The following is a 12,427-nucleotide window of genomic DNA, read 5'->3' on the forward strand; positions in this document are numbered from 1 at the left end:
CGATGAATGAGGCGTTCTCCATCAGGCAGGTTTTCGAGGGCAAGTGGACGCAAGGCGCCATTCCGCTGATCCTGCTGGTCGGCCTGCTGCTGATCATCGAGATCGCCGCGCCAGGCTTCCTCACCGGCGAAACCGTGGCGCTTTTGTTTGCCAACACCGCCGTGCTGTTCATCCTGGCGACCGGCGTCACCTTCGCCATTCTGCTCGGCGGCATCGATTTGTCGATCCAGGCGGTGGCGTCACTAGCCAGCGTCATCCTGGCGCAATTGCTGCCGTCGCTCGGCCTCGCCGCCTTTCCGGTGGCGATCCTGTCGGGGCTCGCCTTCGGCGTGTTGAGCGGTGTCGTCCATGTCAAGCTGCGCGTGCCGTCCTTCGTCGCGACACTCGCCACCGGCGGCGTGGTCACCGGCCTTGCGCTCTGGGTCTCCAATGGCCGCGCCATCACCATCGAGGAAGGTGGCCGAGAAAACACGGCGTGGATCAACGCCACCATCATCGGCATTCCGGTGGTGGTGCTGATTTCGGCGGTCATCGGCATCGCCGCCTTTCTGGCGCTGCGCTACACACGCTTCGGCCGCCAGGCGATCGCGGTCGGCGCCGGCGAGCCGGCGGCGTGGGCCGCGGGCATCAATGTCGACCGCACCAAGATCATCGCCTTTGCCGCGTCGGGTATGCTCGCGGCCATCGCCGGCATCGTGCTGGCAGCCAGGCTGTCGAGCGGTTCGCCGGTGCTGGCCAACCAGCTGCTGCTGCCGGCCATCGCCGCCGTCATCGTCGGCGGCACGGCGATCACCGGCGGGCTCGGCGGCGTTGCCCGCACGGCGGTCGGCGCGCTGATCATCTCGATCGTGCGCATCGGCATGACCTTCGTCGGCGTCAATATTTTCCTGGAAAACATGGTGTTCGGCGCGGTGCTCATTGCCGCCGTCGCCATCACCATCGACCGCAGCAAGATCGCGGTCATCAAGTGATCCCGCCTCCCAGGCAAGCGCGGACAGGACGGGACCGCATCGGCGCGAGGCCGATGCGGTCCGGCCCGATCGGATTACATCGTGTCGAGGCCGATCAGCTCGATCTTGTAGCCGTCGGGGTCTTCGACGAAAGCGATGTGGGTGGTGCCGTGCTGCATCGGGCCGGGCTTGCGCGGGATCTTGGCGCCGCGCTTTTCCAGTTCGGCGCAGACGGCGTAGATGTCGTTGACGCCGAGCGCCAGATGGCCGAAGCCGGTGCCGATCTCGTAGGGCTCCTCGCGGCCCCAGTTCAGCGTCAGCTCGACGACGGCTTCCTTGTCCTCGGGGCCGTAGCCGACAAAGGCGTTGGTGAACTTGCCGCCGGGGTAGTCGTCGCGGCGCAGCAGGGTCATGCCGAGCACCTCGGTGTAGAAGGCGATCGACTTGTCGAGGTCGAGCACCCTGATCATGGTGTGCATATAGCGAAATCCCGGGGCGTCGCTCATTGGGGAAGTCCTCCGAATTCTGTGATTTGCGGGTCTGATCATCCACATCGAACGCTTGGCGGCAAGCCTCGCTTGATGTTCTCAAGCAGGGTTGTATGATAACACGACAACGCCGGTATTTGTCCAGCCGTTTTGCCGAGGGGCCCAGAGCCAATCCATGAATGCCGTGCCGCCACCCTCCGCATCGCAGATCGCAGCCCTGGCCGGCTTGCTGCCGAATGGCGGGCTGCTGACCGAGGAAGTGGATCTGGCGCGCTACAGCCGAGATTGGTCGGGCGATCATTTCGGCCGGCCGCTGGCGGTGGCGCGGCCCTCTTCGGTGGAGGAAATGTCGGCGCTGATGCGGTTCTGCCATGCCGAGCGCATTCCGGTCGTGCCGCAAGGCGGCCTGACCGGGCTCGTCGGCGCCGCAGTGGCGGCGGATGGCGGCGAGATCGTCATCTCGCTGGAGCGCATGAACAAGATTCGCTCGATCAGCCCGATCGACTTCGCCATCGTGGTCGAGGCCGGCTGCATTCTCGAGGACGCCAAGCGCGCCGCCGAAGCGAGCGACTGCCTGCTGCCGATCACGTTCGGCGCGCAGGGCAGCTGCCGCATCGGCGGCAATGTCGCCACCAATGCCGGCGGCTTCAACGTGCTGCGCTACGGCATGACGCGCGACCTGGTGCTTGGCCTCGAAGTGGTGCTGGCCGACGGCCGCATCTGGAACGGGCTGAAAGTGCTGCGCAAGGACAACCGCGGCTATGATCTGAAGCAGATCTTCATCGGCTCGGAGGGCACGCTCGGCATCGTCACCGCGGTGGCGCTGAAGCTGTTTCCCAAGCCGACGCAGATCGAAACAGCACTTGTCGGCTTGCGCTCGGTCGAGGATGCGATGGCACTCTATGCCCGCGCCCGGCGCGATTGTAGCGACCTGCTCACCGCCTTCGAACTGATCCTGCGCGTCGGCATCCAGATCACCATGCGCGAGGGCAAGGATTTTCCCGATCCGCTCAGCCAGCCCTATCCCGTCTATGTGCTGATCGAGGTGTCGTCGGGCGGGCTGATCGACCTCTCCAATATGCTGCTGGGGTTTCTCGGCAGCGTCGAGGACATCGTCGAGGACGGCGTCATCGCTTCGACCAGGGCTCAAGGTGAGCGGTTGTGGCTCTACCGCGAGATCATGGTCGAGCGGCAGGGCAGGGGCGGGCGCTACCTGCGCACCGATGTCTCGGTGCCGATCTCCAGGCTTGCCGACTTCGTCACCGATGCGCTGGCCGCCTTGGAGAAAGCCCGGCCCGACGCGCTGGCCGTCACCTACGGCCATGTCGGCGACGGCAACATCCACCTCAACGTCGTGCCGCCGGAAGGCATGGGCACCGAGGCGATGGAACATCTGTTCGAGCAGGCGGAAGCCGAGATCTTCACCGTCGTCGATCGCTATGGCGGCTCTATCAGCGCCGAGCACGGCATCGGCCGGGTCAAGCAGAAGGCGTTCCTCGAACGCATCGATCCGGTGACGCTCGACCTCGCCGCCGGCATCAAGGACGCATTCGACCCGCGCCACATCCTGAGCAACGGTCGCATTCTGGCGCCGGCCGCCGCCGTCGACTATAGGTGAGCGATGACGCTGAAGCTCGACAAGGTCAATCGCGGCCCACACCTCTCTACTCTGGTGGCCAGTTCCATCTCGCGCGAGATCGCGCAAGGCCGGCTGAAGCCGGGTGACCAGCTGCCGACCGAGGCGGCGCTGGCAACCACTTTCGGGGTCAGCCGCAACGTGGTGCGCGAGGCGATCGCGCGGCTGCGCTCGGAAGGCCGAATCTGGTCGCAGCAGGGGCGCGGCGCCTTCGTGGTCGAGAGCAACAACCCGACGGTGCTGACCATCGACCATGAGACGCTGCAGCGCGCCGACTCGTTTCGCAATCTGTTCGAACTGCGTGGCATCCTCGAAGTGCAGGCGGCGGCCCTTGCCGCCAAGCGGCGCAGCGACGCCGATCTCAAAGCCATGGGCGATGCGCTGTCCGGCATGCGCGCCGCCCCCTATGGCAGCGTCGCCTGGCTGCGCAGCGACCTCGAATTCCACCGCACCGTCGCCGAGGCGACGCGCAATTCCTACATGGGCCAATTCCTGGTCTTCGTGTCCGAGCGGGTGCGCGAAAGCATTCTGGCCGCCGGCAACCAGCAGAAATCCGACGACATGGCCCGCATCACGCTGGGCGAACACGAGCGCATCCTGAGAGCGATCCGTGCCGGCGACGCCGAAGGAGCGCAAGCGGCCATGCGCGACCATCTGGCGGGTGCCGCGCTGCGGGTGGGGTTGCATGAGGGCGAGGTGGCTGTGGAGGCAGCGCCGGCGCCGGACGTGGCATCGCCGGTGCGGCATTCGCGGTTGCGAAAGGCTGTGCGCGGGCAGGCTTAGGGATAGCCTTGCCTTATCCGCGCGCTGGGCCAATCGCCTATGGCAGCGCTGACCCCCACTCCGTCTCGGCTTCGCCGAGCCACCTTGCCGGGGCGAGCCACGCGTCTCGCCCGTCCTTCGGACCCCCCATTTCATGGGGGATGAGGAAATGCCAATCTCCGAGATCGCAGCCCTTCAAAAGCTTGGGTTTCCTCGCTCCCACGAATGTGGGGGTAGAGGTGGCTCGGCGAAGCCGAGACGGAGTGGGGAGCGCCTTATCAGATTTCGCACGGTCGTCGGCTCAACCAGCTCAGGGCCGGAGATAGGCCGCCACCCCACCGCGCTATTTCAGCGGCAGAAACAGCTCAAGCACCACCTCGCGCACCGGTCCGTTCGACGAAAAGTGCCGTTGGCAATAGATCGGAAAGTCGCGCGCCTCCTCGCCGCTGGCCGGAAGCCATTCGCGGTACAGGTAAAGCGCTGCCGGCTCGAGATTGTTGGTGTTGCCGGGATAGCGCAGCACCGCGCAGCGTCCGCCGGGGATCACGCCGGCCTTCATCTGCGCGTCCTCGATCGGCCCGCCTTCTACCGGCAGGTCGGTTCCGGCACAAATATCCATGCTGTAATCGGCCGGGTTCGCCGGCTCCCTTTCGGAACGGAAGATGTTGAAGGTCGGGCTTGTCTCGGGCGAGAGGCCGGCCGCCTTGCGCCAGGCGATGAAGCGCTGGATGGTGTCCTGGAGCGTCGCCCGGTCGCCGCGATGCTCCATGATCGCCACCGGCGTCGGGGGCACATCGCGGATCATCACGTCGGCGGGTTCGAAGATTATCTGCATGAGCGTGGTCCTTGCTTTTTCGAGCGGCCCGAAGGCCATGAGCCACGCCCCCCAGTCGGGAGACTTCCGGAACGACGAAGGCGATTGTCCGAACCGTTGCCGAAAGGCGCGGGCGAAGGCATCCGGTGCGTCGTAACCGGCATCCATCGCTATGTCGGTGACGCTTTGGGCGTCGCTCTCGGCAAGCCGGTACGAAGCGCGCTTCAGGCGGGCGAGCTGGACATAGCGATGCACGGACAAGCCGAAGGTTGACGTGAACTGCCGGTGGAAATGGTATTTCGAGAACGCCGCGACGCCGCTCAACGCTTCCAGGCCCAGATCGCCGTCCAGATGCTGGTCTATGTGGTCCAGCACCCGCTGCATCCGGGCTTGGTAGTTTTCAAGTGGCGTCATCAAACGTCTCGTCCTGCGTGGCGACACCAGATAGGCGGTTCCGGACATGTCGCGCTCGACCGATCTTGCGGTTTGACATGGGGAGGGGTGGCCAGTGGTGGCTTAAAGGCCAACTCTGGCGCCGAAGCAGCGGCGCAAAGTTGCGGAAGTTCCTGGCCTATGGAGGAGGAAACCGGATTAGAAGGCAGGCGCATCCTACCTGGCGTAGGCCTTGTCGCTCATGCCGCCTTACCCAGTGCTTCGCGAGCAATACGAGCTATCGCTGCGTCTTCGTCATCCTTGTAGACGGGTACGGTCGCAAGGCGGTTGCTTGCTCTGCGGCGAAGGTCGTTCGAGATCGCATGATCGTCTTCCAATAGAGCTACTACCGACAAGTCCTGCTTCACCTCATGCAGAGCAGCAAAGTGAAGGAAGATCGCGTCGTTCACTCGCGAAGGACTATTCCCGAAAAATATTGCGACGGGCGGGCGGCCGCTGACCTCCAAAACCATGTCAGGAGTCACCTCTGAAAGACGAGAACTGACCGCCTCATTTTCTCTGACTATGGCACGGTCTCCCACGATTGCCTTTATTCTTTCCGCCGCATCTTCCTTGAATGAGGAAGCGATCTTCTCTTGTGTGAGCAGGAGAAAATCGTTCATGCGGATCATGACGCCGACAAACTCCAGCGCCCTAGCCGGCAGTTCCCTCTCTGGAAATGCCACGGTCTTGATCGTTCCGTCTGTCTGATCGAAATGAGCGTCCACTGAGGACAGTAGGCTTTCCAGCCCGCGACGGCGGGTATCGGTCTCAAAATCGACGCCGGCCGCTTCTAACTGCTGAATCGTAGCGCCGTCGTCTTCAAGCCTGAAAGCGCCGCCCTCTGTTTTCGTTACATAAAATGACACGCGGTCGCCGTCATCGCGCCTGAATGCCGTAGATACAGCAAGGCCAGCAGGCACCTCAGTGACCGTTATATCATTGCAGAACGCTTGGCAGAGTTCGGTCTTCATACCATTCCTTCCGCCCTATCGATCTTGAAGATTGATATTGCGCAATTAAAGGCGGTCTGAGCAGAAAGAGGCTGCTTTAGATGCCTAAATTCTGTTCGGCGATGGAACGAACCCGCCTTTGGCAAGCGAACGCCGCCGAATCGATTGTGAGCGGAATTGATGCCGGCCAAATCGCTACAACGGGCATGGCAATGCCACCCTGGTTCGCTGGCGTGATACTCATAGTCACAAATGACAAGGGTTTCGCCGCCCTTCGTCACGCCTAGGGTAGCACGAAAAATCCGCTTCGATTCGTTGAACAGCAGAAGAACGCGACAATCTTGACCAGCCGCTTGAAAGAAAAGGATTCGCCACTGATAAAGCGGCCCATATTTATACGCCTTGGCCTTCGCGCGGCGTGACGGCCACTTGGAGCGTGGTATCTCACCTCGTTTCCAATCCCCCGTATCAACGGCGGATTTCTCCGCCGCGATGATCCCCCTCAGATTCATGCGATCCTCATAGCGCAAAATCGCTAAGGAATCACCTATACATCGTCAGTATACAACTAGGCGGTACTCATCAGCCGCCTCCGTCACCCAGTCGCCGGCTCTATCAACGACACCCCGTTCAACCCCGCAACAATATCCGATAGCGCCGGCACGAACTTCTCGCCATGACCCGTCGTGACGGCCATCGCAAACCCATTGCGCACCGCCGCGCTGATCGGGTTGGCGATGCCGGCGGCCTGGGCGAAGGAGGCGAGGTAGGTCATGTCCTTCAGCGCATTGGCGATGGCGAAGCGCTGGGCGTTTTCGTTGCGGTTGAGGACGAAATCGAAGAAGGCCTGGTAGAAGCCGCAATCCATGCGGCTGCCGGAGATGACACTGTTGAAGACCTGCGGCGTCAGGCCGGCCTTGGCGCCGAGGCTCAGCGCTTCCGAATAGATCGCGGAATAGCCCATCGAGATGAAATTGTTGAGCAGCTTCATGGTGTGGCCGCTGCCGGTCGGGCCGGTGTGGACGACACGCGCGGCGAAGGCCTCGAGCACCGGCCGGGCGCGGGCGACGATTTCGGCCGCACCGCCGACCATGACGTCGAGCTTGCCCTCGGTGGCTTCCTTGGGCGTGCGCGCCAGCGGCGCGTCGATCAGCGTCATGCCCTGCTCCGCGAGGTCGGCGGCAAGCGCTGTCGTCGATGACGGGTTGGAGGTCGAGCAGTCGATGATCAGCAACGGCTTAGCTGCCGCAGCAAGGCCATCCTGGCCTTTGACCAGCGCTTCGACCTCGTGCGAGCCGGTGACGCACAGGATGACGATGTCGCTCGCGGTGGCGAGCGCGCGCGGGCTTGGCGCTTCGGTGGCGCCGGCGGCGATCAGCCGGTCGGCGGCGGTGCGGCTGCGGTGGACATGCACCGTCAGCGGCCAGCCCTTGCGCAGCAGATTGTCGGCCATGCCGGCGCCCATGCTGCCCAGGCCGATGAAGCCGATGCGTTCTTTCATGCAATCCTCCTTGGACCCGCGTCGGCGGGCTCACCTTTCGTCACCTTGCGGCGAACACCTGTCGATGCAATCCTTCGAACAAGAATCGAACCGGAGTCGCGCCGATGGCGGAGCCCATGACTTTCGATGCCATACCGCAGGCGCCCAACCTGCGGACGGGTCTGGTCAACACGCTGATTGCGCAGATCGAATCCGGTGACCTTGCGCCGGGCCAGCGGCTGCCGACCGAGCAGGAGATTGTCGCTGCCACCGGTGTCAGCCGCACCGTGGTGCGCGAGGCGCTGGCGGCACTGCGCGCGCGCGGGCTGATTACCACGCGCCAGGGGCTCGGCGCCTTCGTCGCCAAGGATCCGCCGCCGAAGACGTTTTCCGTGCTGCCCGACGATCTCGAATCGATCGACGAGGTGCTGCGCGTGCTCGAACTGCGCATGGGCATCGAGGTCGAAGCGACCGGCCTTGCCGCTGAGCGGCGCAGCGAGGCGGCGCTTCAACAGATGAGCGCGCGGCTCGACGCGCTGGAGGCGGCGGTGCGTGCCGGCGGCTCCGGCTCGGAAGAGGATTTCGGCTTCCACCGCGCCATTCTCGCCGCGACGCAGAACCCGAATTTCACCCGGCTGTTCGACACGTTCGGCAGCGCCATGGTCCCGCGCCATTGGACGCGGCTCGACCGGATGACGGAGGCCGAGCGGGAAAAATATCTCGACCGCATGCAGCGCGAGCACCGCGCCATTCTCGGGGCCATCGAAGCCAGGGACGTCAACGCCGCGCGCCGCGCCATGCGCAGCCATCTGACCAAAAGCTATGCCCGCTTCGAGGATCTGCGCGACAAGGCTGTTCTCGATTAGGGAGCCAACCACGGTTGACGGACTGCTCATCCGGCGACCCCGCCGAGATAAAGTTGGCGCATCAGCGACATGTTCCTCCCGGCTCCCACTGTTGCAGTCTTACCCCGTTGTCATACAACCCTGTAATCTGGTAAATCCCAGGAAGAGGGATGTCAATCGCGTTGCCATGCGGTATGAGGCTCCCCGAAAAAACGGAATCGTGCAGCCGGCATTGCCGACGAAGCCGCAGTCAGGAACAGCGAGATGCAGTCACGGAAATTTGGTCGTACCGGCAGATCAGTCAGCGAGATCGGCTTCGGCGCCTGGGCGATCGGCGCCGCCTGGGGCGAGGTCAATGACGACGATGCGGTCGCCGCCCTGCATGCCGCGCTCGATGCCGGCGTCAGCTTCCTCGACACCGCCGACGTCTATGGCGACGGCCGTTCGGAAAAGCTGATCGCACGGGTGATGAAGGAACGCGGTGGCGCGCGCCCGTTCATCGCCACCAAGGCCGGACGGCGGCTGCCGAAGCAGACGGTCGAGGGCTACAGCGTCGAGAACCTCACCGGCTGGATCGACCGCAGCCTGAAATACCTCGAGACCGACACGCTCGACCTGGTGCAGCTGCATTGCCCGCCGACCGATCTCTACTATCATCCGGAGGTGTTCGAGCGTCTCGACAAGCTCACCGAGCAGGGCAAGATCCGCAATTACGGCGTCAGCGTCGAGCGTGTCGAAGAGGCGCTGAAGGCGATGCAATATCCCGGCGTCGTCAGCGTGCAGATCATCTTCAACGCCTTTCGCCAGCGCCCGGCCGAGCTGTTCTTCGCTGAGGCGAAAAAGAACGATGTCGCCGTCATCGCCCGCGTGCCGCTGGCCAGCGGCCTGTTGTCCGGCAAGTTCAGGACGGACACCAAGTTCGAGACCACCGACCATCGCCTGTTCAACAGGAATGGCGAAGCCTTCGATGTCGGCGAGACATTTTCGGGCGTGCCCTATGACGTCGGGCTGGCGGCGGTCGAGAAGGTGCGGCCGCTGGTGTCAGGCGACACCACCATGGCGAAATTCGCGCTGCGCTGGATCCTGATGTTCGACGCGGTGACGGTCGTCATCCCCGGCGCCCGCAATCCGGCGCAGGCGGTTTCCAATGCGGAAGCGGCGGAGCTTGCGCCGTTGTCCTCCGAGTTGATGGCCAAGGTGAAGGCGGTTTACGACGAGAACATCAAGCCCTACGTGCATCAGCGCTGGTGAGCCAGCGCCTGCCGGCCTCGACCGGCTAACTGACAAGAGGTCAGCCGGGCCAAATTGCGCTGGTCCGTCACAAGCCGTGCAGCGGATCCCATGATCCACCGGGTCATTTAATCGGCCGCGCCGCTTGTTATTGTGCAGTGCAGCAACGATATTCCTGCGTGTGCGTTGTGTGCACGAGTCTGCCCATTCCGGCGCGCAAGGATACCGATTTGCGAGACATATCCGATACCATCGCCCGGCTGAGCGCGATGCGCGGCCGGCCAGCCGGTGCAGGGCTGAGCAAGGAAGATCACCTGTCCGAGATGACAGGGTTCGGGTCCAATCCGGGCGCCTTGCGTGCGCGGCTTTATCTTCCTGAAAACCTGCCGAAGCAGGCGGCGCTGGTCGTGGTGCTGCATGGCTGTACCCAGACTGCCGCCGGCTACGACCATGGTTCCGGCTGGACCGAACTCGCCGACGAGCAGGGTTTTGCCGTGCTTTTCCCCGAGCAGCAGCGCGCCAACAACGCCAATCTTTGCTTCAACTGGTTCGTGCCGGGCGATATAAGCCGCGACAGCGGCGAGGCGCTGTCCATCCGCCAGATGATCGAGGCGGCGGTGGTCACCCACGGTCTCGACCGCAAGCGGATCTTCGTCACCGGTCTTTCCGCCGGCGGCGCCATGGCGGCGGTGATGCTGGCGACCTACCCGGACGTGTTTGCCGGCGGCGCGATCATTGCCGGGCTTGCCTATGGCAGCGCCTCGACCATCCCCGAAGCCTTCGACCGCATGCGTGGCCATGGCGGCCCGTCCAGAAGCGACCTGCAGCGTCTGTTGCGGGAGGCTTCGCCGCACAAGGGGCCGTGGCCGAGGATTTCGGTCTGGCAGGGCTCGGCCGATACGACCGTGGTGCCTTCCAATGCCGACGCGGTGCTGGCGCAATGGCAGGGCGTGCACGGCCTCGCTCAAGCGCCGACACGCACGGAAAAGGTCGACGGTCAGAGCCGAAAAGTCTGGTCCGATGGCAAAGGCCGCGACGTGGTCGAGACATACAGCATTGCCGGCATGGGCCATGGCACGCCATTGCAGGCGAGCGGCGACAATGCTCTCGGCAAAGCAGGGCCGTTCATGCTGGATGTCGGGATTTCCTCGACGCGCCACATCGCCCGTTTCTGGGGGTTGACGAAGCCAGAGGTACAACGCACGGCGAAAGCCAAGGCCGCTTCAGGCACTGCATTGCAGCCTTTCTCGCCAAAGGAAAAACCGCGAGCCGTCCGTGTCGATCCGCCCCCGGAGCCTGTCAATCCGCCAAGCGGTCCGGCGGGCGGGATTACCAAGGTCATCGAGGACGCGCTGCGGGCAGCGGGATTGATGCGCTGAGGCTGAGGCTCGCCCCGCACAAAGGACAAGGGCAAGCGCCAGCATCATTATCGCAGCAGGCCTTCGTCCTCGAACGCATCCCAGCCCTTCAGTCCGGGCGGCGGGCCATCCGTGTCCCGGGCGTTCCTCGCAGTGCGAGCCTGCCCGGTGCCCTTTCCCGCGCGCGTCAGCGCGGCCTTGCCCGCGCCGCGCCGCCTGTTCTCGGCGACCTCCTGGACATCCTGCTCTCTCCACACGGTTGCCAGATCGCGGTCCAGGACGTCTTCGATGTGGCGCGGGTCGAAAACGTGGAAGGTGACAGACTTTGATCGCCCACGCATCTTGACGGTGCGTGTGCCGGTGCTTTGCAGCCGACCGTCCTTGAGCCATTTGTGGCGCTCGCGCGAAGAGATCGTAAGGATATCCTCGACCTCGCGCGGAAGCACAGGCAGCGCCTCCACTCCCTCCAGTGTTTTGGAGATACTGGCAGAGGCGGCCTTGAACGCTTCCGCTTCGGATCTCGACATTCGCAATGCGATGCGCCCCGTCTCGGCCTTGACGTGCTTCCTGACTGCCCATGGCAGGCGGGCTCTGACTTCACGTTCGATCCCCTTGGAGCGCACGGCGGACCCGAGTGTCGCTGACGGCGACAACGGCCATTCGGCAATCAGTTGCGGGGACGGGCTCATGCTTTCCTGGGGCTGGTTCCGTTGGTTCGATGCTAACACGGCAAGAGCCGGTCAAGCCAAGGCAACAGCGAAAAGGGGCAGGTCCGAATAGACCCGCCCCTTATGGCCGAAATTGAATGTCGCTCGCAGCGCGCCGACAGCACCCTTGGCCCCGCCGCCGTATGGCGGCGGGGCTCGATGATCAAAGTGGGCTGGCGTTGCGCGTTCTGTCGCGCTCGGCCTCGATGTCGGTGTAGGGGTCGGCATTGGCATCGAAGCCGGTCCAGCCACCGGCTTCGTAGGCGCGTCGGCGGTCTTGCAGATCGACCGAGTTGGACTCGCCAAGAATACGCTCGGCCTCATCGGCGAGTTCGTCGCTGACCCTGGCGGTCACCATCGTGCCACCGCGGCGAACGCCCTCCGCATAGACATGCGCATCCCTTTCGGGGACGCCTGACTCGGTCAGCGCCCCGACGATGCCACCGGCAGCGCCACCGACGACCGCGCCGCCAACGGCGCCGACCGCGGTGGCGGCCAGCCATCCTGCGGCCACGACCGGACCGACGCCCGGAATGGCCATGATGCCGAGCCCTGTCAGAAGCCCGCCGGCGCCGCCAATGACGGCTCCAAGACCGGCGCCGCCGGCTGCATCCTCGGCGGCGTTGGAAGTGTCGCCGTCGTCGTACCAGTCATCCGAATTGTTGGCGATGATGCTGATGTCGGCCTGCGGCACTCCGATTGCCTCCAGTTCGCCGACGGCATCGGAGGCATCATCGTAGTTGTCGAAAAGTCCGGTTACGGTTTTCATGGT

The 12,427-nt window shown here is 64.1% G+C and carries 13 protein-coding genes; 6 read left to right on the plus strand and 7 right to left on the minus strand.

All coding sequences use genetic code 11. The annotated features are described in order from the left end of the window. Positions 1-2: 2 nt before the first annotated feature. Positions 3-971: an ABC transporter permease gene (locus X728_RS151800; RefSeq protein ID WP_023704158.1), complete on the plus strand. Its 969-nt coding sequence runs from the start codon at positions 3-5 to the stop codon at positions 969-971. 74 nt (positions 972-1,045) lie between these two features. Here the strand turns inward: X728_RS151800 and gloA are convergent, their stop codons facing one another. Beyond that, positions 1,046-1,456: a lactoylglutathione lyase gene (gloA, locus tag X728_RS151795; RefSeq protein WP_019856614.1), complete on the minus strand. Its 411-nt coding sequence runs from the start codon at positions 1,454-1,456 to the stop codon at positions 1,046-1,048. A gap of 157 nt (positions 1,457-1,613) precedes the next feature. Here gloA and X728_RS151790 point away from each other — a divergent pair, with 157 nt between their 5' ends. Continuing rightward, positions 1,614-3,056, plus strand: a complete 1,443-nt coding sequence (locus X728_RS151790) for an FAD-binding oxidoreductase (protein WP_023831722.1) — start codon at positions 1,614-1,616, stop codon at positions 3,054-3,056. Between the two features lie 3 nt (positions 3,057-3,059). Next, positions 3,060-3,857, plus strand: coding sequence for a FadR/GntR family transcriptional regulator (locus X728_RS151785; RefSeq protein WP_023814665.1), 798 nt, complete (start codon positions 3,060-3,062; stop codon positions 3,855-3,857). 322 nt (positions 3,858-4,179) lie between these two features. Here the strand turns inward: X728_RS151785 and X728_RS151780 are convergent, their stop codons facing one another. The 4 genes from X728_RS151780 to X728_RS151770 all read right to left on the minus strand — a co-directional run bounded on the left by X728_RS151780 (position 4,180) and on the right by X728_RS151770 (position 7,536). Beyond that, positions 4,180-5,067, minus strand: coding sequence for an AraC family transcriptional regulator (locus X728_RS151780; protein ID WP_023814664.1), 888 nt, complete (start codon positions 5,065-5,067; stop codon positions 4,180-4,182). Positions 5,068-5,282: 215 nt separating this feature from the next. Beyond that, positions 5,283-6,056 (minus strand): DUF1828 domain-containing protein, encoded by a 774-nt coding sequence (locus tag X728_RS151775; RefSeq protein ID WP_023804645.1) that lies wholly within the window; start codon positions 6,054-6,056, stop codon positions 5,283-5,285. Beyond that, positions 6,053-6,547 carry a hypothetical protein gene (locus X728_RS1000000170355; protein ID WP_023831723.1) on the minus strand — a complete coding sequence of 165 codons (495 nt, stop codon included), beginning with the start codon at positions 6,545-6,547 and terminating at the stop codon, positions 6,053-6,055. Before X728_RS1000000170355 ends, X728_RS151775 begins: the two co-directional genes overlap by 4 nt. Positions 6,548-6,630: 83 nt before the next feature. Next, a complete protein-coding gene (locus X728_RS151770; protein ID WP_023814663.1) occupies positions 6,631-7,536 on the minus strand; it encodes an NAD(P)-dependent oxidoreductase in 906 nt (301 codons plus the stop codon). A gap of 104 nt (positions 7,537-7,640) precedes the next feature. On the opposite strand from X728_RS151770, the gene X728_RS151765 reads away from it, so the two are divergent. The 3 genes from X728_RS151765 to X728_RS151755 all read left to right on the plus strand — a co-directional run bounded on the left by X728_RS151765 (position 7,641) and on the right by X728_RS151755 (position 10,969). Further along, complete coding sequence (locus tag X728_RS151765) at positions 7,641-8,381, plus strand: FadR/GntR family transcriptional regulator (RefSeq protein ID WP_023831724.1); 741 nt, start codon at positions 7,641-7,643, stop codon at positions 8,379-8,381. Positions 8,382-8,624: 243 nt separating this feature from the next. Beyond that, the gene (locus X728_RS151760; protein ID WP_023831725.1) at positions 8,625-9,611 is read left to right on the plus strand and encodes an aldo/keto reductase; all 987 of its coding nucleotides are present in this window, start codon (positions 8,625-8,627) and stop codon (positions 9,609-9,611) included. A gap of 209 nt (positions 9,612-9,820) precedes the next feature. Further along, the gene (locus X728_RS151755; RefSeq protein WP_023831726.1) at positions 9,821-10,969 is read left to right on the plus strand and encodes a PHB depolymerase family esterase; all 1,149 of its coding nucleotides are present in this window, start codon (positions 9,821-9,823) and stop codon (positions 10,967-10,969) included. Between the two features lie 47 nt (positions 10,970-11,016). Here X728_RS151755 and X728_RS151750 read toward each other — a convergent pair whose 3' ends face one another. Beyond that, positions 11,017-11,637 (minus strand): hypothetical protein, encoded by a 621-nt coding sequence (locus X728_RS151750; protein ID WP_031195548.1) that lies wholly within the window; start codon positions 11,635-11,637, stop codon positions 11,017-11,019. Positions 11,638-11,818: 181 nt separating this feature from the next. Then, positions 11,819-12,424, minus strand: a complete 606-nt coding sequence (locus X728_RS151745) for a hypothetical protein (protein WP_023831727.1) — start codon at positions 12,422-12,424, stop codon at positions 11,819-11,821. Positions 12,425-12,427: the final 3 nt, after the last annotated feature.

Source organism: Mesorhizobium sp. L103C119B0, assembly GCF_000502235.1.
GTDB lineage: Bacteria > Pseudomonadota > Alphaproteobacteria > Rhizobiales > Rhizobiaceae > Mesorhizobium.